This window comes from Microcoleus vaginatus PCC 9802 (assembly GCA_022701275.1).
GTDB lineage: Bacteria > Cyanobacteriota > Cyanobacteriia > Cyanobacteriales > Microcoleaceae > Microcoleus > Microcoleus vaginatus_A.
This window is the reverse complement of record CP031740.1, coordinates 4,978,755-4,999,319: the sequence shown is the minus strand read 5'-3', so window position 1 is coordinate 4,999,319 and position 20,565 is coordinate 4,978,755. Positions and strand designations below refer to the sequence as shown.

Annotated in this window: 19 protein-coding genes, 2 tRNA genes and 2 pseudogenes; 17 read left to right on the top strand and 6 right to left on the bottom strand. The window is 46.0% G+C overall.

Going from position 1 to position 20,565, the window contains the following annotated elements; all coding sequences use genetic code 11:
• Positions 1–39: 39 nt before the first annotated feature.
• Together D0A34_20370 and D0A34_20365 are read left to right on the top strand one after the other, a co-directional pair.
• Positions 40–121, top strand: a tRNA-Leu gene (locus D0A34_20370).
• 73 nt (positions 122–194) lie between these two features.
• The gene (locus D0A34_20365) at positions 195–971 is read left to right on the top strand and encodes an RNA methyltransferase (protein ID UNU20911.1); all 777 of its coding nucleotides are present in this window, start codon (positions 195–197) and stop codon (positions 969–971) included.
• Between the two features lie 415 nt (positions 972–1,386).
• On the opposite strand, the gene D0A34_20360 is transcribed toward D0A34_20365, so the two are convergent.
• Entirely contained in the window at positions 1,387–1,584 is a 198-nt protein-coding gene (locus tag D0A34_20360) for a hypothetical protein (protein ID UNU22393.1), read from the bottom strand.
• A 124-nt stretch (positions 1,585–1,708) separates the two neighbouring features.
• On the opposite strand from D0A34_20360, the gene D0A34_20355 reads away from it, so the two are divergent.
• From D0A34_20355 to mutT, 3 genes are all read left to right on the top strand, one after another.
• The gene (locus D0A34_20355) at positions 1,709–2,668 is read left to right on the top strand and encodes an RNA polymerase sigma factor, RpoD/SigA family (GenBank protein ID UNU20910.1); all 960 of its coding nucleotides are present in this window, start codon (positions 1,709–1,711) and stop codon (positions 2,666–2,668) included.
• A 221-nt stretch (positions 2,669–2,889) separates the two neighbouring features.
• Positions 2,890–3,231: a DUF760 domain-containing protein gene (locus tag D0A34_20350; protein ID UNU22392.1), complete on the top strand. Its 342-nt coding sequence runs from the start codon at positions 2,890–2,892 to the stop codon at positions 3,229–3,231.
• A gap of 181 nt (positions 3,232–3,412) precedes the next feature.
• Positions 3,413–3,817, top strand: a complete 405-nt coding sequence (gene mutT / locus D0A34_20345) for an 8-oxo-dGTP diphosphatase MutT (protein UNU20909.1) — start codon at positions 3,413–3,415, stop codon at positions 3,815–3,817.
• A gap of 54 nt (positions 3,818–3,871) precedes the next feature.
• Here mutT and D0A34_20340 read toward each other — a convergent pair whose 3' ends face one another.
• On the bottom strand, positions 3,872–5,110 hold the full coding sequence (locus tag D0A34_20340) for a histidine kinase (protein UNU20908.1): 1,239 nt from the start codon (positions 5,108–5,110) through the stop codon (positions 3,872–3,874).
• 53 nt (positions 5,111–5,163) lie between these two features.
• Here D0A34_20340 and D0A34_20335 point away from each other — a divergent pair, with 53 nt between their 5' ends.
• The 3 genes from D0A34_20335 to D0A34_20325 all read left to right on the top strand — a co-directional run bounded on the left by D0A34_20335 (position 5,164) and on the right by D0A34_20325 (position 9,726).
• Positions 5,164–6,888, top strand: a complete 1,725-nt coding sequence (locus D0A34_20335; GenBank protein UNU20907.1) for a DUF2079 domain-containing protein — start codon at positions 5,164–5,166, stop codon at positions 6,886–6,888.
• 251 nt (positions 6,889–7,139) lie between these two features.
• A complete protein-coding gene (locus D0A34_20330; GenBank protein ID UNU22391.1) occupies positions 7,140–8,327 on the top strand; it encodes a glycosyltransferase family 1 protein in 1,188 nt (395 codons plus the stop codon).
• Positions 8,328–8,481: 154 nt separating this feature from the next.
• On the top strand, positions 8,482–9,726 hold the full coding sequence (locus D0A34_20325; protein ID UNU20906.1) for an MFS transporter: 1,245 nt from the start codon (positions 8,482–8,484) through the stop codon (positions 9,724–9,726).
• Positions 9,727–9,872: 146 nt separating this feature from the next.
• Here D0A34_20325 and D0A34_20320 read toward each other — a convergent pair.
• Positions 9,873–9,949, bottom strand: a tRNA-Arg gene (locus tag D0A34_20320).
• Positions 9,950–10,027: 78 nt separating this feature from the next.
• Between D0A34_20320 and moaC the strand changes: the two genes are divergently transcribed.
• The 3 genes from moaC (at position 10,028) to D0A34_20305 (ending at position 11,262) form a co-directional block, all read left to right on the top strand.
• A complete protein-coding gene (gene moaC, locus D0A34_20315; GenBank protein ID UNU20905.1) occupies positions 10,028–10,549 on the top strand; it encodes a cyclic pyranopterin monophosphate synthase MoaC in 522 nt (173 codons plus the stop codon).
• An 88-nt stretch (positions 10,550–10,637) separates the two neighbouring features.
• Positions 10,638–10,895, top strand: coding sequence for a hypothetical protein (locus D0A34_20310; GenBank protein ID UNU20904.1), 258 nt, complete (start codon positions 10,638–10,640; stop codon positions 10,893–10,895).
• Positions 10,896–10,959: 64 nt separating this feature from the next.
• Positions 10,960–11,262 carry a DUF3181 family protein gene (locus D0A34_20305; GenBank protein UNU20903.1) on the top strand — a complete coding sequence of 101 codons (303 nt, stop codon included), beginning with the start codon at positions 10,960–10,962 and terminating at the stop codon, positions 11,260–11,262.
• Positions 11,263–11,335: 73 nt separating this feature from the next.
• Here D0A34_20305 and murJ read toward each other — a convergent pair whose 3' ends face one another.
• Entirely contained in the window at positions 11,336–12,949 is a 1,614-nt protein-coding gene (gene murJ / locus D0A34_20300) for a murein biosynthesis integral membrane protein MurJ (protein ID UNU20902.1), read from the bottom strand.
• A gap of 67 nt (positions 12,950–13,016) precedes the next feature.
• Here murJ and D0A34_20295 point away from each other — a divergent pair, with 67 nt between their 5' ends.
• Positions 13,017–14,189, top strand: a complete 1,173-nt coding sequence (locus tag D0A34_20295) for a DUF3095 domain-containing protein (protein ID UNU20901.1) — start codon at positions 13,017–13,019, stop codon at positions 14,187–14,189.
• 81 nt (positions 14,190–14,270) lie between these two features.
• Entirely contained in the window at positions 14,271–14,993 is a 723-nt protein-coding gene (gene sfsA, locus D0A34_20290; GenBank protein ID UNU20900.1) for a DNA/RNA nuclease SfsA, read from the top strand.
• Positions 14,994–15,109: 116 nt separating this feature from the next.
• Here sfsA and D0A34_20285 read toward each other — a convergent pair.
• Positions 15,110–15,503: pseudogene (locus D0A34_20285) on the bottom strand (Uma2 family endonuclease).
• Positions 15,504–15,604: 101 nt separating this feature from the next.
• Here D0A34_20285 and D0A34_20280 point away from each other — a divergent pair.
• The 4 genes and pseudogenes from D0A34_20280 (at position 15,605) to D0A34_20265 (ending at position 19,243) form a co-directional block, all read left to right on the top strand.
• Positions 15,605–16,927, top strand: coding sequence for a 3-isopropylmalate dehydratase large subunit (locus D0A34_20280; GenBank protein ID UNU20899.1), 1,323 nt, complete (start codon positions 15,605–15,607; stop codon positions 16,925–16,927).
• A gap of 152 nt (positions 16,928–17,079) precedes the next feature.
• Positions 17,080–17,698: pseudogene (locus tag D0A34_20275) on the top strand (transposase).
• 75 nt (positions 17,699–17,773) lie between these two features.
• Positions 17,774–18,532, top strand: a complete 759-nt coding sequence (locus D0A34_20270; GenBank protein ID UNU20898.1) for a DNA-binding protein — start codon at positions 17,774–17,776, stop codon at positions 18,530–18,532.
• 222 nt (positions 18,533–18,754) lie between these two features.
• Positions 18,755–19,243 (top strand): gluconokinase, encoded by a 489-nt coding sequence (locus D0A34_20265; GenBank protein ID UNU20897.1) that lies wholly within the window; start codon positions 18,755–18,757, stop codon positions 19,241–19,243.
• A 222-nt stretch (positions 19,244–19,465) separates the two neighbouring features.
• Here D0A34_20265 and D0A34_20260 read toward each other — a convergent pair whose 3' ends face one another.
• Positions 19,466–20,443, bottom strand: a complete 978-nt coding sequence (locus D0A34_20260; protein ID UNU20896.1) for a carbohydrate kinase — start codon at positions 20,441–20,443, stop codon at positions 19,466–19,468.
• Between the last annotated feature and the right edge of the window lie 122 nt (positions 20,444–20,565).

The window sequence follows — 20,565 nt, the reverse complement described above, 5'->3', positions numbered from 1 at the left end:
ATTCGCGAACTTATGGCAAAGTATTAATTCGTGACCGATGCGGAACTGGCGGAATTGGTAGACGCGCATGATTCAGGTTCATGTGGTGCAAGCCTTCCGGGTTCAAGTCCCGGGTTCCGCATTCCAAAGGCAGAAGGAAGTTTGGGGTTAACCCGGTAAAGGCAATAACCCCATTCGCTCTGCTGAATTAAACAATGCTGACAAGTCTTCAAAACCCCCTAGTTAAAGAAATTCGCAAGCTGCACAGCTCGAAGGGACGCAGGGAACAACAATTATTTTTACTCGAAGGGACGCACTTGCTCGAAGAAGCTTGCGCTGCCAAATACCAGCTAGCAACTGTTTGCTGCACTCCCGAATGGCTGGATCAGCACGGGAAACTGTGGGAGCAAGTTGGTAATTTAGCCGATCGCACAGAATTAGTAAGTGCAAAAGTGTTAGAGTCGATCGCCACTACAGTCCAACCCGACGGCATTGTCGCCACCGCACCCCGCACTGCAACAGAACCAGCAAAATTGTCAACTTTAGGAATAGCCCTAGAAACAATCCAAGATCCGGGCAACTTGGGGGCGATCGTCCGCACGGCTGCGGCTGCTAATGCCGACGGTTTGCTGCTGAGCGCAGACAGCGCCGATTTAGACCATCCCAAAGTGCTGCGCGCCTCGGCAGGAGCTTGGTTTAAGCTGCCAATGTCAGTCAGTCCAGATTTAAGCGCCGAAGTCTCCGGGTATAAAAATCGAGGAATGCAAATTTTAGCAACCGTCGCCGGGGCCAGTTTAAGTTATTGGGAAGTAGATTTGCGAGTGCCGACTCTGATAGTTTTGGGCAACGAAGGCTCTGGTTTGTCGGAAGAATTGAGGAGTTTGGCCGATCGACAAATCCAAATCCCCCTGAGTCGTGGCGTAGAATCTTTAAATGTGTCGATCGCCGCAGCCCTCATGTTGTACGAAGCTCAACGGCAAAGAACTGATTAGACTTATTGCATAAATTTTTGATTGATAGGGAAACCGCAGATAAACGCAGATGGAACGCAGATTCCTTTCCAGATAGGAGAGCGAATGCCTGCAATTCAAATCTCTTATTTAATTGTTAATTAATCCTTATCTGTAGGACGGGTTCATCAATATCTGTAACTTCACATTTATAGTCTTGGAGGCACGGGTGGCCTGAAATCGGGTTTTTTAACCAAAATACCTCGTTACAGACCGCAGATTCGCTAAAAAGCCCGGTTTCTTGGGTCGGAGTGCGATCGCCAACTGAAGCGGCCGGGCATTTAAATTGTATTTTTCACTTGGTATTTTTCACTTGCGCTGTGCCCACAGTGTTCCCTCCCCATATCCCCCTCTGCCCCTGTGCCCCTCTCCCCCTCTGAGATTTGGCCGATTTTGTTTATATTGATGCAACTGTGAAGCTAGGAAAGCGGGTACTCTCGTACCAACAGTCCAGGCTTACATGAAATAAATATGAAGAACTGTAGGCAACTGCTCTCACAAATGTTAAGATTCTTAACATAACGTAGTATTGTGCTCGCCCCAACCAAAACCTAACCTGAGACGGTGCTAACTGGGAGTAGTAGCTAGCTACCATAAAATTAAGCCTCTTTAAATGGAAGGAAAGCGCAAGTCCCCGCCCGCTTTCCTTCCCAGCTAAAGCTAGGGGTTTGCGACTACCGCAAACCTTTAGAGGCACAGATCCTCAGCGGGAAAAGCTCATGAAAACTCTTAAGTCCTCAGATACAGATTCTGTTCGCGCTTACTTGCGGGAAATCGGCCGCGTTCCCTTGTTGACCCACGAGCAAGAAATACTCTACGGGAAACAGGTACAGCGCTCAACCGCACTGCATCAGGAGAAAGATATTTTAGCCGAAGAGTTAGGCCGCGACCCGACGGCGGCTGAATGGGCACAGGCAGTTGGGCTGTCTGAGGCACAGTTGCAGCGGACGATCGAGCAGGGGGAAAGGGCAAAGCGCCAAATGGTGGAAGCGAATCTCCGCCTGGTAGTGTCTGTTGCCAAAAAATATATCAAGCGCAACGTAGATTTACTGGATCTAATTCAGGAAGGCACGATCGGGATGCAGCGGGGAGTAGAAAAATTTGACCCGACTAAGGGCTACAGATTTTCTACTTATGCTTATTGGTGGATTCGTCAGGCAATTACCCGGGCGATCGCCGAAAAAGGCCGCACCATCCGCTTGCCGATCCACATCACCGAAAAGCTCAACAAAATTAAAAAGGCTCAGCGCCAACTTGCTCAACAGCTCGGTCGCGCGGCCACGGCTGCTGAATTGGCATCAGAGCTAGAATTGACTCCCAAACAGATTCGCGAATATCTCGATCGCGCGCGCCTGCCACTTTCCCTGGACTTGCGCGTGGGAGACAATCAAGATACAGAGTTGGGCGATTTGTTGGAAGATACGGGTACTACCCCGGAAGATTTTGCCCTGCAATCTTCCCTGCGGACTGACTTAGACCACCTGATGGCGGAACTGACTCAGCAACAGCGAGAAGTCCTCGCCTTGCGGTTCGGTTTAGAAGACGGGCAAACCTTAACCTTGGCAAAAATAGGCGATCGTCTCAACATCAGTCGGGAACGAGTGCGGCAAATAGAACGGGAAGCTTTGACCAAGCTCCGCAAGCGCAAGCAAGATATCAACGATTATCTAGCCAGCTAGCTAGATTGGGGATTGGCGATCGGGTTCCCCCCACTTGCAATCCCCAATCTAAAATCGTAAAAACCGCCGCTTTTAATTCGGTTGTGCCCACTTGGTTGCTATGACTGTCCTGCTACATTAGTAATTACTTAGTAATAAAGATCAGCAGCGATCAGATAAGGGTTATTTAATTTAACTGCCCGCGTCTAACATAACAAGCTGTGTCTGAAACGGAGGTACTCGTGAGCAACTCATCTAATAAATCCCCAGAATTCTTTGAAGAAGACGGAGAAAATACCAACTTATTATGGCAATACGTGCAGTCAATGGCTCCGGACACAGTTTCTCAGTTGTCTAAGCCGACTTCTCACGAAGTGTTTCAAGTAATGGAGCGAAATATTGTTGGACTTTTGGGGAATTTGCCTTCGGAACACTTCGGGGTGACAGTGACTACCAGTCGCGAACATTTGGGTAGATTGCTCGCCTCGGCTATGATTAGCGGTTATTTTCTGAAAAATGCCGAACAGCGAATGACTTTTGAAAAGTCCATACAAGCCAGTGAGAGACACGGCTCGGACGATTAGTAGATTCTTAACATTTAAGTGGTCCAAGTGTCAAGCCCCCCCTCGCAAGATGGGGGCTTAATATTTTAGATTTTGAATTTTAGATTTTAGATTTTAGATTTTAGATTTTAGATTTTAGATTAAATAATTGAATAATTATTGATATTATTCTTAAATTCCCAATACCCAATTCCCAATTAATATGTCTTTTCCTCCTTTGGTCCACAAAGTTATCGGCGTTGCTGCAATCTGGAATGATCGCCAACAAATTTTGATTGACAAGCGCCGACAACATGGACTGCACGGGGGTTTCTGGGAGTTTCCGGGCGGAAAAATAGAGCCTGGGGAAACAATCGAAGCTTGCATCAAACGGGAAATTATGGAGGAGTTGGGGATTGTCGTAGAAGTTGGCGATCGCTTAATTACAATTGACCACGACTACACTAAATTTACAGTTAGACTCTACGTGCACCAGTGCCGCCACGTCAGCGGGGAACCGCAAACGATCGAATGCGATGAAATTCGCTGGGTGACACTCGACGAAATTGACCAATTTACTTTTCCCAAGGCAAACGCACAGATTATTGCGGCACTGCGGAAAAGTTGAGCTGTAATATAAAATTCGGTTGCTACTGAACAACTGCCAAATGACAGCTAACTTTTATTTTTGGACGGGCAGAGTAAAGTGAAAACAACTGCCTCTATCGGGTACAGAATCTACCCAAATTTGACCGTAGTGGGCGCGGATGATGCCTTGACACAGAGACAGTCCAATGCCGTAACCGTCTGTTGATTTATCTCGCTGTAAGCGAAAGCTGTCTTCAAAAATGCTCGCGCAATCTTCTTCAGGAATTCCCGGGCCGCTGTTGCAAATGCTGACTTGAACTTTGTAAGCGGTGCGGTGGAGAATTGAAAGATTAACAGTTCCTCGGTCTGGTGTGTACTTGCTGGCGTTGTCAAGCAGGTTGACTATGACTTGTTTGATGCGATCGGGATCGGCATACACCAAGGGCAAATCTGCGGGAATGTCTGTTTCTAAGTTCAGACTTTTCGCCTGAAATTTGTCTTGAAACTGCAAGATTACATCTTGACAAATCCCCCCCAGTTCGATTCTTTTTGGTTCAATGTGGAGTTGAGCGTTTGTACCCCGGGCTGCTTGCAGGATATCTGTAATCATTCGATCGACAATTCGGATTTGGCGGCGGGCTTGTTTCATCAAATGAGCCGCCAGACTCGGTGTCAAACGCGACTTTTCCCCCTCTTTCACCTTCTGACTTGACTCCAAAGTCTCCAAAGCCAAAGATGCTGCCGTCAAGGGATTACGCAAGTCGTGAGCTAGCATCGCAATAATCCGGTCTTTCAACTGCAACTGCTCTTGCAGGTGTTCTTTTTCCTGTTTGAGGCGAAAAACTTCATCCGAAAGCTGCACAAGTTCGGCGGCGCAAGCAACGGAATAGATGGGTTTTGGGTCAGTCAGGCTGTCAGCAAATGCTGGGGCTGACTGCTGCTGAGCTGCGTATTCTTCTACAGAACGCTTCCAGCGGGGCCACCAGTGTTCGAGTTGGGCGATCAAATTGCTGCCGGCGAGAGTTTGTCGCGGCTCGGGATGAATTTTGAGCAGCGAGGGAGTGGCTACAAGTTTAAAGTGTTCGGCTAAATCGGGCTGTTCTCCTACGTCGATAATTTGAAGCTCAAAGTCGCACTCTGCCTTCAAATCCTTTAGGGACTTGCGGATGTGTCTGGTCTGTTCCCGGGAAGAGGAACGCTTGTCTACAAACAGCAAGAGCTGTAAAAGCGGTGCGGAATTGACCTGCTGTTCGGGAGAACAGTCAGTGCCACTGGTGCCGGGTGTTGGATGGACGCTGTTGAGCTTTTCGATCGGGTGAAAATAATTGAGCATTGCCGAGCCGAGTTATTTCACTTCTACTTTAATTTAATACTTACTTTAGATTTATGCTATTGTCCGATAATTTCATTACAAGCGGGCAGATGATATTTTTGAGATGGAAGAAAAATGAGTCGCTGCGGGTGGTGGTTCAAGTGGCGGCCACCTTTTTTGTGTTGTGCCTGTTGCTGACGCTGCACCGCTACTACAGCTTTTACGCTACTTACGACCAAGGCATTTTCAATCAACTTTTTTGGAACGGCACTCGGGGTCACTTGTTTGAGAGTTCCCTCTCTTCGGCTTTGTCCACTAATGTGGTTCACCAAAATCAGCTCCCGGAAGTATCTTACTATCGGTTGGGGCAGCATTTCACCCCGGCGCTAATGCTGTGGTTGCCAATTTACTCGCTGTTTCCCTCGCCCGTCACTTTGACGGTGTTGCAGGTGACTTTAATTACGGCGGCTGGAGGAGTGCTCTATGCTCTCGCCAGACACTATCTGGAACCGAGGCTGTCGGCGACAATTGTTGTGAGCTATTACTGCGCTAACGCGGTCATCGGCCCGACTATGGGCAATTTTCACGATGTTTGTCAAATTCCGCTGTATGTCTTTGGCTTGCTGTTGGCGATGGAGAAGCGCTGGTGGCCACTGTTTGGGATTCTGGCAACTTTAATTTTGGCCGTGCGAGAAGATGCGGGAATTATTTTATTTGGCGTCGGATTTTACATGATTTTCAGTCGGCGCTACCCTCGGACTGGCTTGGCTGTCTGCATCCTCAGTTTTGCTTACACGATCGTCCTGACCAATCTGATTATGCCTTTGTTTTCTGCTGATATATCCCAGCGGTTTATGATGGAGCGCTTCGGCCAATATGCCGATGGAGATGAAGCTTCGACTCTAGAAATTATTTGGGGAATGGTGAGCAATCCCGGGCGGTTGGTGGCTCAATTATTTACGCCGTTTTTTGGTAAGATTAGATACCTCCTTGGTCAGTGGTTGCCATTAGCTTTGGTTCCCGCTTTCGCGCCTGCGTCTTGGATGATAGCTGGATTTCCGCTACTGAAGCTATTTTTAGCGAAAGGAGAGTCGGTGCTGGCGATTAATATTCGCTATGCGATGACTGTGGTTCCAGGGCTTTTTTACGGGGCGATTCTGTGGTGGGCTGACCGTCAAAAGGAAGAAGATAGAATGGTGAGAGAGGAAAGAATGTTTTTGCGTTTTCCTTCTGCTTTATTTCCTCTGCCTTCGTCTTCAAAGTTTCGCCGCTTTTGGGCGTTTTGCATTTGCTTGTCGCTATTTTTTACCTTCACCTCTAACCCAAATCGGACTTTTTCTTTGATTTTGCCCGATGCGATCGATCCTTGGGTGCAGGTTCCTCTCGTCAGACAATGGCAGCACGTATCTCAAGTGCGGCCGCTGTTGGCTCAAATTCCTGCTGATGCTAGCGTGGCAGCGACGAATACTATTGTGCCGATTTTGTCAGGCAGGCGGGAAATTCTCAGGTTTCCGATGTTTGAACTCCGCAATGATGCGGGGAAGGCAGTGAAGATGCAATATGTAATTGCCGATCTCTGGCAGTTGCAGCAGTATCAGGCTGCGTTTCGCGGGGAACGGGGACAGTTGCGGGAGATCGTACCGGCGATCGATCGAATGTCCAAATCGGGAGAGTACGGAATTGTTGGCTTTGAAGATGGCACGATTTTGATGCGTCAGGGTGCTGTTTCTAATTCTGCATCGGCTGCTGCTTGGACCCGTTTTCGCGGCGAATGGGAGCCGATTTTGAAGAAACGGTAAGCGGGTAGCTACGATCGCCATTGCTTCCTTCAGTGGCTCAAATCTTGAGGAAACGTGTTTTTTTGGCAGCAATGGCGATCGAGCAATTTCGTGCAAAAACCAGGTTTAGGCATGATTTTCTGTCTTTGTTGCTGCCAAAAGTCAGGCATTGGGCATCAACTTACGATCAACTCAAATTTGAGGCTGATCATTTTACAATAAATCTGTTAATCCTAAGCATTAAGTTATATAAATTATTTGGAGGGAGAAAGATGAAAATTTTGGTATTGGCATGGGAGTTTCCTCCCAGAATCGTAGGCGGTATCGCCCGCCACGTATCGGAACTATATCCAGAATTGGTGAAGGTGGGCCACGAAATTCACTTAATTACAGTAGAGTTCGGCCACGCACCGATGTACGAAGTGGTGGAAGGAATACGGGTGCATCGGGTGTTGGTGGGGCAGGCCAGGGACTTTTTTCACTGGGTGGCGAATCTCAACCAAAGCATGGGTCACCAAGGCGGGAAACTGATGCTGGAGGAAGGCCCCTTTGATATCATCCACGCTCATGATTGGTTGGTGGGAGATGCGGCGATCGCTCTCAAGCATACCTTTAAAGTACCGCTAATTGCCACCATCCATGCCACCGAATATGGGCGCTTCAACGGCATCCACAATGAAGGGCAGCGCTACATTAACGCCAAGGAAAACGACCTCGCCTACAATGCTTGGCGAGTAATTGTTTGCAGTGATTATATGCGGCGGGAAGCCGAACGGGTACTATCGACTCCGTGGAACAAAATAGAGGTAATTTACAACGGAATTAGACCAGATAAAAAGCCCAGGTGGCACGAATTTGACGCGATGAACTTCCGCCGCCAGTTTGCGGCAGACGACGAAAAAATAGTCTATTATGTAGGAAGAATTAGCTACGAAAAAGGTATTGCTGTATTTCTGAATGCTGCACCTAAAGTAATTTGGGAAATGGGCGGTAAAGCGAAAATTGTAATTGTTGGCGGCGGCAATACAGACCATCTCAAACATTTGGCTTGGCATTTAGGAATTTGGAATAAGTGTTATTTTACTGGGTTCATGTTTGAAGAAAATCTCGACAAATTCCAGACGGTGGCTGACTGCGCGGTTTTTCCCAGTCTTTACGAACCTTTTGGGATTGTAGCGTTAGAAAGCTTTGCTGCAAGAGTGCCGGTGGTGGTTTCGGATGCGGGCGGACTTCCAGAGGTGGTGCTGCACACTAAAACTGGCGTTGTTACTGAGGCAAACAATCGGGATTCTTTGGCCTGGGGAATTTTGGAGGTGCTCAAAAATCCGGGTTACGCGCAGTGGTTGGTTGACAATGCTTCTCAAGATTTGGAACGCCGATTTAGTTGGCCGAAGTTGGCGATAGAAACCGAGTGGGTTTATAAACGGGTGGTGGAGGAAAGGGCTGAGGTTGATTGGTAAGAATGCTGACTGTTGATTGTTGGCTGTTCACGGTTGACTGTGAGTAGAATATCAAGTTTTTTTGTTGCAAATATTAAGAAATTGTAACACAATGATATAGATACACTCGACCTCAACTTGAGCGCACTCAGAAGATTTAAAGGGAATTCGCATCTTGAATATTTTTAGGGACATCGATCCCCAACCCAGACGCAGCTTACTAACTTTATTCACCGCAGGCCTGCTATTCTGGTCGAGTTTGGCTTCGCTACTGCCAACTTTGCCGTTGTACGTTCAATTTGTGGGCGGCACAAAACAGCAAATTGGCTTTGTGATGGGTGCATTTGCGATCGGACTTTTGCTATCGAGGCCGCAATTGGGTAAAATAGCCGATAGCAGGGGACGAAAACAAGTTTTGCTTCTAGGTGCGTCAGTCGCTGCGATCGCCCCTTTGGGCTACCTGTTAGCTCAATCTATCCCCTTACTCTTACTTATTCGCGTTTTTCACGGCCTTAGTATCGCCGCTTTTACTACAGCTTACAGCGCTTTGGTAACAGATTTATCCCCGCCAGGAAAGCGGGGCGAATTAATCGGTTACATGAGCTTGGTGAATCCTATTGGTCAAGCAGTTGGGCCGGCTATTGGCGGATTTGTGCAAGCTTGGGTTGGTTATACTCCTCTGTTTGCGATGTCGGCAGCTTTCGCTGCAATGGCTGTATTTTTTACCGCCAAAGTTGCGGAACCTAATTTGGCAGATTTAACACTCTCGGACTCGCTATCTGAGGACAAAAATAACCAAAAATACTGGCAAATGCTCTGGAATCCGAGAGTGCGGATTCCGGCTTTAGTGTTATTGGTGGTTGGTTTAGTATTTGGAACTTTGAGCACTTTTATGCCTTTGTTTATCCAAGAAACCAAGGCTAATTTGAATCCTGGATTATTTTATTCTACGGCGGCTATCGCCAGTTTCGGTATACGGTTGCTCACGGGACGGGCTTCGGACAAATACGGCCGCGGCTTGTTTATTTCTGGCGGCTTAATCTGTTATGCCGTATCTATGTTATTGTTGTATTTTGCTAACAACAGCAGTGCTTTTTTAATAGCAGCTTTGGTTGAAGGTTGCGCGGGCGGTACGGTTTTGCCGATGATGGTAACGCTGATGTCGGACAGGTGCGAGCCTTATGAAAGGGGCCGCTTGTTTTCGCTTTGTATTGGCGGATTTGATTTGGGGATTGCGGTTGCAGGGCCGACTTTAGGCTTTGTTGCGGAACAAGTTGGCTACAGAAATATGTTTGGTTTTGCGGCTGGACTCGCTGGTTTGGCTTTGGTGGTTTTTATTACTCAGTCTAGCAAGGGCTTATCTAATTCGATGAAATTTGCGATCGGTCGAGGCGAAGATATTTATGCTTTGAATCGATGAGTTAGCAAAAAAACAGGCTTTCGGGCCTATTGCACAAAGAGTGAGATTTCTTGTAAAATACCCATTAAAAAAGTTATGAATCTTGAATGTTGAGTTGAATTAATTTCTTAATTCAAAACTCATAACTCAAAATTCATAACCTTTAGTAGTGGGCTTGGAGGGATTCGAACCCCCGACCTCATGGTTCGTAGCCATGCACTCTATCCAACTAAGCTACAAGCCCCTGTTGAGTTCAGATTTAATCTAAAATTGATTAAGTTCTTTTCTCACAGAATCTAACAGTAACACCATTACCAAAATAATGCAAGACCTTTCCCAAACTTTTTCTAAATTGCCCGATGTGGCACAGCTAACTCACCTCGACAACAGCGGGGAAGCCCAAATGGTGGACGTTTCAGCGAAGGTGCCGACTGTGCGGCAAGCTGTGGCTGCGGGCCGGGTGCGGATGTTACCGGAGACGTTTGCGGCGATTGAAGCGGGGAATGCGCCGAAAGGTGATGTGTTGGGCACTGCAAGGCTGGCTGGAATTATGGCGGCGAAACAGACGGCGCATTTGATTCCTCTGTGTCACCCTCTACCGCTGAGTAGCGTGGAGGTGCAGGTGATAGCGGATGCTGATTTGCCGGGGTATCAAATTCGGGCGACGGTGAAAATTAAGGCGGAAACTGGGGTGGAAATGGAGGCGCTGACGGCGGTTTCGGTGGCCGCGCTGACTTTGTATGATATGGCTAAAGGATTGGAAAAGTCGATCGCCATTGAGTCAATTCGACTGGTGAGTAAAAGTGGCGGCAAGTCTGGAGACTATGAAAATGTAGAGGCATAAGTTTCCTGCCGAAAGAGGGATGCAGCATTAAAAAAGCTGCACTTATGATTAAAATAGGCACTGAACTACTAATATGAAGTGAAAAACTATGCCTCCTCGTTGGCCCCGCAAACCCGATCGCAATGATCCCGAGTACCGCCGCTTAGATGACCGGATGAATTTTGCTATCCACGTCGGTCTTTTTTCTGCTACCAATTCAGGTTTGTGGTTTGTTCACAATTTGCAAAAGGCTGATTGGCCTTGGGCAATTTCGGTAACGGGTGGATGGGCTCTAGTAGTTTTGGCCCACGCGATTTACCATTTTGCGATCGCCGATTATTCGCCACTCACCAAAGATTCTGGCTGAAGGCAGTTGGCGGCGATTTGTTAAGTCTTTTGATTGATAACAAATAACTTTCGGCTTTTTTGATATGGCTAATACTACACAGGCGATCGAATCCTTAGCAGCCGAAATCGGCGAAAATGTCTACATTGACATTGCCAAGTGGCATTTGTATCTCAATGACGCCCACCTGCATACCGTTGTTGCCCAACAACTTTATTCAATGCTGGAAGATGGCAATTTAGATGCTGACAAAGTTGGACAAGTTTTGCAAGGAATTCCAGTCAAGTTGGGCGGTGGCAAGCGGGAAGTGCCACTGGCAGATTTAATTCCGATGCAGTGTCAAGTTCAATTGATGGATGTTCTTGAGGAATTTCAGCGCAAAATGTAAAGAAAGGGCGGGTTTTGTACGCAGATTGTGGGCGTTGTGTCTGGTGTTTGGCCTTTAACCCGCCCCGAAAATTTTATTTGCGAAAACGCCCCCGAATGCGAGCGACAAACATATCAACTTCCGGCAACTTCATCTGACTGACAAACACGGCAAAAACTCCTAACCCTACAAAACTTGCCACACTCAACTGCACTAATTGAATTACCAAACCTTCAGTACCCAAAACTCTTTGACAGGCTTGCAGAGTAGCCAAGGTAACGAATGCAGTTAGAGAACTGCCAGAAGTTAACCCCAGAAAAGTCAAACTCCACTCCCCCCAAGGCAGGCCACCCAGCTTTTTATCTAATAAGTACAAAAGCATAACCATCGAAGTAAGATTCACTCCCACCGTCGCCAAAACTAATCCGGGCGCGCCAAAAGCTCCTACTAATAAATAATCCAGTAGTCCATTCAAAAAGATATTGATAATACTGACACGAAAAGGGGTTTCTCCGTCTCCCAAAGCGTAGAATACCCGTACCACAACGTCGCGTCCCAAATACACAAACATTCCAATACTGTAAGCCATCAATATCGGCGTGACAAACTGCGACGCTGACCGATCAAAAGCATAGCGTTCGTAAACCACGCGGACGATCGGCCCAGCCAGCGTTACCATTAAAGCGCTCAGCGGCAGCATCGTAATCCCGGTCAAAACTAAAGATTGACGAATTTTATCTTTTAATTCCGGCCAGTCTTTGGGTTCGGTGAGGCGAGAAAATATCGGCAAAAATGGCACTAAAATTACATTAGAAATGATGCCTAAAGGAGTCATAACTAACAAGCCACTGTAACCCAGCGCAGAGGCAGCTTGAGGGATGTAGGATGCAAAAAATAGGTCAGTATAGACGTTAATTTGCAGCATTCCCGATGATAAGGTAGCAGGAACCATCACCTTAATTACTTCTTGCACTCCGGGGCGTTTAAAATTAAACCGCAAACGCAATGTTCCCAGGCCCGCGCGCCACTGCGCCACCAGTTGCACCAACCACTGCAAAACTGCCCCCGCTAAAGTTCCCCAAGCTAACACTAAGCCGCCAATTAGTGCGTATTCTGGTTGAATAATTTTGTCTCCGAGTTGCAGTGCGAGAATCCCCAAACCGCCGACAAGTGCAACGCTGGAAAATAAAGGACTAATCGAAGGCAACCAGTACATATCGGCCGCGTTGAGAGTGCCGAAACCAATGCCGATCAAGCCTGAAAGTAATGCCATCGGTGCCATAATCCGAAATTGCTGGACGGCAATTGCTTTGATTTCTAAACCTTCTGCTGTTCTATTTAATCCAGGTGCTACCAAATCGATCAGCGGATCGGCAAAAATAATTAAAGCGATCGTGACCAACAGCAACAAGCCCCCGACTAAGGTGGTGATAGTCTCGACTAAGGGTGCTGCTTCTTTTTTATCCCGGCGGGCTAAAACACTGACTATGGCGCTGTGAAATGGCCCGTTAATCCCTCCGAGCAAAATAAATAAGAAACCAGGGATGACGTAGGCGTAGTTGTAGGCATCGACGGCGACACCGACTCCAAAGGCTGCGGCGATCGCAATTTGGCGCACCAATCCAAAGACTTTGCTAATTAGAGTGGCGACTGCGACAATGCCGGCAATCCCTGCGAGGGAACGAGAGGGCTTCTGTAATTGGGACACAAATGGTTACAAACGCTAATGCTAAAAGGATTCACTTATTTTAATCGCGAATCGGGAGAATCATATCATGAACTCAGAAAACTTCTATTCCGAATTGCGTTTACTGGACAATTTTATCGATATTACTGACTTGCGGAACTTTGTGGATGTACCCGATGACTGGTACATTATTGTCACAGATATTCGCGGTTCTACCAAAGCGATCGAAGCTGGACGCTACAAAGAAGTTAACTTATTGGGGGCTAGTTCGATCGCTGCTGTTTTGAATATCGCGGGTAAAATAGAAATTCCCTTTGTCTTTGGTGGCGACGGCGCTACTCTTTTAATGGGCCCATCGCTTTTACCCGCTGCCCAGAAAGTTTTGCTGGCCACTCAACAAATGGCTAAGACTGAATTTGACATGGATTTGCGAGTTGGGGCTGTGCCGATTAAACTTGTGGTAGCAGCTAATTACCCAGTTAAAATAGCTAAGTTTAAAGTTTCGGAAAATTATAGCCAAGCTGTTTTTATTGGCGGCGGATTAACCCGTGCTACTGAACTTATTAAAGACGCTGCTGGTGGTAATATTTACAGTATTAAAAATAATGGCATTTCTGAAACCGCCGATTTTTCGGGATTGGAATGCCGATGGCAGGATATTCCCAGCAAGTACGGGGAAATAGTAACGCTGCTGGTAATGGTTCCTTCAGATTTGGGTCAGCAGAACCATCAACGTTATAGAAATATTTTAGAAAAAATCGAATCCATTTACGGCAACGAAGATTGTTTAAATCCTATTAATGGTAAAAATCTTAATTTGACCTTAAATAGCAAAAAGCTGATTAAAGAAATTCAAGTTAAAGCGTACAATGCTAGTTGGTTTGACCGCCAGAGAGATTTATCAAAAATACAGTTAGAAACGGCACTTGGCTCGCTGCTAATGAATTTAAAAGTTAAGACAGAAGAGTTAGATTGGGGAGTTTATAAAGATATTGCGATCGCCGCTACGGATTACCGCAAATTTGATGATATGTTGAGAATGGTAATTTCGGGGAATGGGTGGCAGCGAAAAAAATTGACGGCGTACTTGGAAAATAATTACCGAGAAGGCAAGCTGGTGTATGGTTTGCACGTTGCTGACAGAGCGTTGATGACTTGTTTGGTGTTTGAACGCAGCGGTCGCCAAGTACATTTTATAGACGGTGCTGATGGAGGTTATACTTTAGCTGCAAAGGATATGAAACAAAGAATGAATGAATAAGTAAGCCTACCTAAACTACAAACCGTCGTTTCATGCTATGATGCCTCAATCTAAAATCTAAAATTGAAAATCTCAAATCGAATGACTGACTTAATTTACAAATATCCTCCTCTTTTACCCGGAATTCTCATCAAACGTTACAAGCGATTTTTTGCCGAAATTGAACTAGATTCGGGAGAAATAATCACCGCGCACTGTCCGAATACTGGCCCGATGACTGGTGTTTACATTCCGGGCAATCCAGTGCTAGTATCTCCCAGCGACAATCCCAAACGCAAGTTAGCTTATACTTGGGAATTAATTAAAGTTTGCGATACTGTGCCAACTTGGGTGGGAGTTAATACTGGGCTGCCAAATCGAGTAGTTAAATTAGCTTTGGAATTGAAATTGTTTCCCGAGTTGGGCAATTACAGTTTAATTCAACCGGAGGTTGTTTACGGCACTGATAAAAAAAGTAGAGTGGATTTTTGGCTAACTGGTGAGGAAAAACCGATTTTTCTGGAAGTGAAAAATACAACTTGGGTAAAAGAGGAGTTGGCTTTATTTCCCGATACAGTGACGGAAAGGGGACAGAAACATTTGAAAGAATTGATGGAAGTGGTGCGGCAGGGTTCGAGGGCTGTAATGCTGTATTTTATTAATCGCGGGGATTGTACTGATTTTGCTCCGGGGGATAGTGCCGATCGCCTTTACGGAGAATTGTTCAGACAGGCGATTAATGCAGGTGTAGAGATTTTGCCCTGTCGGTTTGATGTGACACCAGAAGGCATTCGCTATTTGGGGTTAGCAAAGCTTGATGTGTGAGGAGACGATCGTCTTATATTATTAGATTTTTTGCATCCACAATTAAAAGGCGATCGCCATCAACAACCGGGTTTGGTAAAACTATCATTTAACCAAGAGCGATCGCCTCTTATAGTTCAATCTGTAAATAATGGAACTTCCAGCACAAATCCAGGTAAAACATCTTCTCCCGAAAGTTGTGTTGGTAAAGAGCGAACCTCTTTTGTTTGTCCCTGTCGATAAATTTCTACCTGCTGATTCTGTGGATTAAACAACCAACCCAACCGCACCCCACTTTGCAGGTATTCCAGCATTTTATCTTGTAAGGTTTGCAAATTATCCGATCGCGATCGCACTTCAATTACAAAATCCGGCGCTATGGGGGGAAATTTCTGTCGTTGTTCTGGAGTCAGTGCTTCCCAGCGAGACAATTCCACCCATGCTACAACTGAGACAGAGTTGATAAAACTGCTCATCGGTAAATTGAACGCGATCGAGATTAACTTTTAGGGGTAACGTCAGCAAGGTCATCGTCATTAATCCCGATTTTTGAGACCTGATAATTTCTATTTTAATAGAATGTTTCGCTTACAATACACTTGTAGCATCTAATAAAAAAGAGCGATCGCACTATGGGAATGACTCTGACCGAAAAAATATTAGCCAAAGCATCAGGCCGCACTAAAGTCGAGCCCGGAGAAAATATCTGGGTAGAAACAGATGTGTTGATGACCCACGATGTCTGTGGGCCCGGCACCATCGGCGTTTTCAAACGCGAATTCGGTGAGAATGCTAAAGTCTGGAACCCAGACAAAATCGTCCTCATTCCCGACCACTACATTTTCACCAACGACGAACGCGCTAACCGCAACGTCGATATTCTCCGCGATTTTGCCCAAGAACAAGGGATAAAATACTTTTACGACATCACGGATCGATCGGACTTCAAAGCAAATCCCGACTACAAAGGAGTTTGCCACATCGCGCTAGCACAAGAAGGCCACACCAGACCGGGCGAAGTGCTCTTCGGCACAGATTCCCACACCTGCAATGCCGGCGCTTTCGGACAATTCGCCACCGGTATCGGCAATACAGACGCGGCTTTTATCATGGGAACCGGCAAACTGTTAATCAAAGTTCCCGCAACTATGCGCTTTGTGTTCAACGGTGAACTGCCGGATTATTTGTTAGCAAAAGACCTGATTTTGCAGATTATTGGTGATATTAGCGTGGCCGGTGCTAACTACCGGACAATGGAATTTGCTGGCGATACAGTTGAGCGTTTGACGATGGAAGAACGGATGACGCTGTGCAATATGGTGATTGAAGCTGGTGGTAAAAACGGCACGGTTGCGCCCGACAAAACTACGTTTGATTACGTTACTTCTCGGACTGATAAACCCTTCGATTCATTTTACAGCGATGGCGATGCTAAATTTTATAGCGATCGCACCTACGATGTCAGCAAATTAGAACCAGTCGTTGCCAAACCGCACTCTCCCGACAACCGCGACTTAGCCCGCAACTGCCGCGATGTCAAGATCGATCGAGTTTACATCGGTTCCTGCACCGGTGGCAAAACCTCCGACTTTCAGAATGCTGCCCGCATTCTGAAAGGAAATCAAGTCAAAGTTCCGACTTATTTAGTACCAGCAACTCAGAAAGTTTACGAAGATTTGTTTGTCACAAAATACGAAGGTCAAACGCTTTCCGAAATCTTCTTAGCTGCAGGCTGCATCGAACCCGCAGCGCCTTCTTGCGCCGCTTGTTTGGGCGGGCCGAAAGATACTTTCGGGCGGATGAATGAACCCGAAATTTGCGTGTCTACAACTAACCGCAATTTCCCCGGCCGCATGGGGAATAAAGAAGCGCAAGTTTATCTAGCTTCGCCTTATACGGCGGCGGCTTCTGCCCTGACTGGGTATGTCACCGATCCACGCGAATTCCTGTGTTAGAAAGTAGCTGATGTAAGGTGCTCTGCGGCGCCCCCGAAGGCCCCTGGAAGGTACGCCGCAGAGTACCCTACGAGATGAATGTAAGGTGTGCTTCGGCGCACCCGCAAAAATGAGTGTAAAATGACCTATAAAAAAGTAGGAGGACGATATTAATGCCCAACTATCGCCGATTTTAGCTTCCTGGTGGAAGTTTATTCCTAACGCTTGTTACCTACAATCGTACACCGCTATTTTCCGAGTCAGAAAATGTCTGGCCACTCCGCAATGCTGTAGGGGCGATTAAATCAGAATAACCTTGGGAAATTATTGGGCAGTTGTATTGCCCGACTACATCCATTATTTGTGAAAATTACCTTCTAATCATAGTGCCTATGCCAAGCGTCTGGGAGAGATAAAAGTTGTATTTACACAATCTTTGCAAGGTCAAGGAACTTTGGCTCAAAATGCCTCATTTTCTGGGCACCAGCGTCGAGAAAGTGAGGTTTGGGAGCGGCGTTTTTGGGGATATCCTATTTGCAAACAAGATAATTTTGAACAGCATTTAAACTATATTCACTATAATCCTGTTAAGTACAATTTAAGTTATTGTCCGCATTGGTGGTATTATTATAGCTTTAGCTTCTGGTTAAAAAAGATGTTTATTCAGTTGATTGGTGCTGCTATCGTCCTGGCAAAAAGCCAAAAATACCAAATTTTGATGCCATTTCCTATAGACTAGGAGAATACATTCACAGGGCTTATGTAAAAATTGGTTTGACAGGCTACTTATAGCGGTAAGGTGCGCCGCAGAGCGCAACCCTATCATTGTGTAAGGTGTGCACTGCTTGAATTGACAGGAGATTTGCTTTGAAAACACTATTTTTGGCTTGGCAAAGCCCAGGCAGCGGTTCTTGGTTTCCGATTGGTCGATTGACATTTAACGGTAAAGAATACCAGTTCAATTATACAAATGGTGTTCTCGAAGCTAAACTTAAGTGCGGGTTTCAACCCTTGCCATCTTTCCCGAATTTCAATAATGTTTACACTTCACAGAAACTGTTTTCGTTGTTTTCTAATCGAGTGATGTCGCGAGCGCGCCCTGACTACCATGAATTTGTACAGTGGTTGAATATCCCTGAACACGAACATGACCCAATTGCTTTATTGGCGCGCAGCGGAGGCAAACGGGCAACTGATAAATTTGAGGTGTTCCCTTGTCCCGAACCAGATGAAAATGGATGTTACTGTATCCATTTTTTTGCAGATGGACTGCGATACCTATCAAAGTCGGCAATTGAACGGATTAATCGGCTTCAAGTGGGGGAATTTTTGTACTTAGCCCATGAATTTCAAAATCCGGGCGTTTCCCGTCTGCTTCTGTGTACTAAAGATCACTGGATTGTCGGCTATTGTCAGCGCTATCTTGTGGAGGATATTTTTGAAATTATTTCGCAGCATCCAGAAGTGGTTCGCGTAGAAGTCGATCGCCTCAATCAACCCCCAACGCCGCTACAGTTTCGCTTGCTGTGCAAGATGATCGTGGATTGGCGAGACTTTCGCCCCTTCTCCAGTGCGATGTACCAGTCGGTTAGCAGTGATGTTTTAGCGACAAGTGCGATCGGATAATCAGCAACAATAAGTAAAATTCTCATCACAAAGTTAGGGAAGAACCCAAGTTAATTATTGTGAATTCATTAAACCCACTCGGGAATAAAATTGCTCTAGAATTAGAAATAGACTGGGTTTGTTGAATTGTTTATAATTGTAGGATTCATCGGGCAACTTAAGAAAGCCGGTTTCTCGATCGCACAACTCGATAAAATTGCAAGTATTCGGTAAATAAACGTGATGATTACAATCGTGATGGGAGTCTCAGGTTCTGGCAAAACTACTGTTGGCAAGTTGCTAGCACAATCTCTCAATTGGGATTTCAGCGATGCCGACGATTTTCACCCATCAGCTAATATCCAGAAAATGAGTCGCGGCATTCCTTTAGAAGATGCGGATCGCCTTCCTTGGCTATTACAATTGCAAGCTGCAATAGATACGTGGCTGTTAGAAAATAAAAATGTGGTTTTGGCTTGTTCTGCTTTAAAAGCATCTTACCGCGCAATGCTCTACCGCGACCAACAGGGGATGAAAATAGTTTATCTCAAATGTTCTTTTCAGCTATTGGCAGCCCGGTTAACAAGTCGCGAAAATCACTACATGAAAGCAGACTTGTTGTTAAGTCAGTTAGGCACTCTCGAAGAGCCAGAAGATGCAATTATCATAGATGCTTCGCAGCCGCTAGAGGTAATCGTGCGCCAAATTAGAAATCATCTGATGTGCGGTTAATGGCCCACAATAAAACCTCTAATACCAAACCTGGCTTAAATACCTGTTTATTTGTTAGGCCCTCTCAGCCCGGACGAGAGTTTGTATAGTAGGGAGTCCAAACGCCGAGTCTTATCGAAGCTTTTTAACGGGGGTTTAGTATAAGAAGTATTTTTTTTGAGATTCCGGGTTTCTGAACCAAATTTAGCCCCCTGTCCGTTTCCGGGGGAGAGTTTGGGCGTGCTAATGTTTGTACAAATACAAGAAAGCTTCTACTTCAGCGGCGGTTGGTTGAGATCTAATAGCCCCGGGTTTCATGGCTGTCATCGCACCTACCGCGCTCGCATAAGTTACAATTTTTTGGGCTATTTCTGGATCTGCTAAATTCTTAATTCCATGTTTGCACAACTGGCGTACAAAACCAGCCAGAAATGCGTCGCCGGCACCTGTTGTATCCTCAACATCTACTGCAAAGGCGGGAATTTTTCCTTCATTTTCCGAGATACAATAGGCGCAACCTTTCTCGCCTGCAGTCACCAAAACGCCTTCTACAGAATCGAGGCGGTAGGTAATAGCTCCTGCGTCGGTAGTGTCAAACAACCATTCCGCTTCTTCGTCAGATAACTTGACAAAATCAACATTTTTTAATATTTTTCTAATGCGGTCTTTTGCTTCCTCTGGATTTGACCAAAACACTGGACGCCAATTGATGTCAAGTATAATTTTAACGTCGTACCGTTCTGCTAGTTCGATCGCTCTGGCGATCGCTTCTCGACTTTCAGGATAAGCTAATTCTAAAGTGCCTAGCACTAAAAAATCGGCATTTTCAAACAGCACCTCGGGTAGTTGTGCAGCGAGGAGGTGGGTGTCGGCAAAATCCGCAGTATCAAATTCACCAAAACCGGCAAAATTTCGATCGCCCGCTTCATTCCGCAAGACATAAACTTGCCGCGTCGGCGCACTTGGATGCCGCTGCACTCCAGCGATATCAACCCCTACTTCTTGCAATACCTGCACTAGAGAATTCCCCAATTCATCCCCACCTACAGCACCGATAAATCCCGCCGCCGTCCCCAATTTAACCAAAGCACAGGCAACATTAGCAGGAGCACCGCCGGGATATGCCGTCCAAGATTCTACCTCTTCGAGAGATACTCCTGGTTTGTCTGCTAAACAATCAAATAAAACTTCACCCAGACACAGAACGCGAGGATAAGTCATAGAAATTTTAGATTTTAGATTTTAGATTTTAGACCTGCACTAGACAGGTCAATAATGATTTTTAACCCATCCCAGAAAAATTGCAAGCTATTTTTTTATGGCTGCTCCTATAATATCAGACT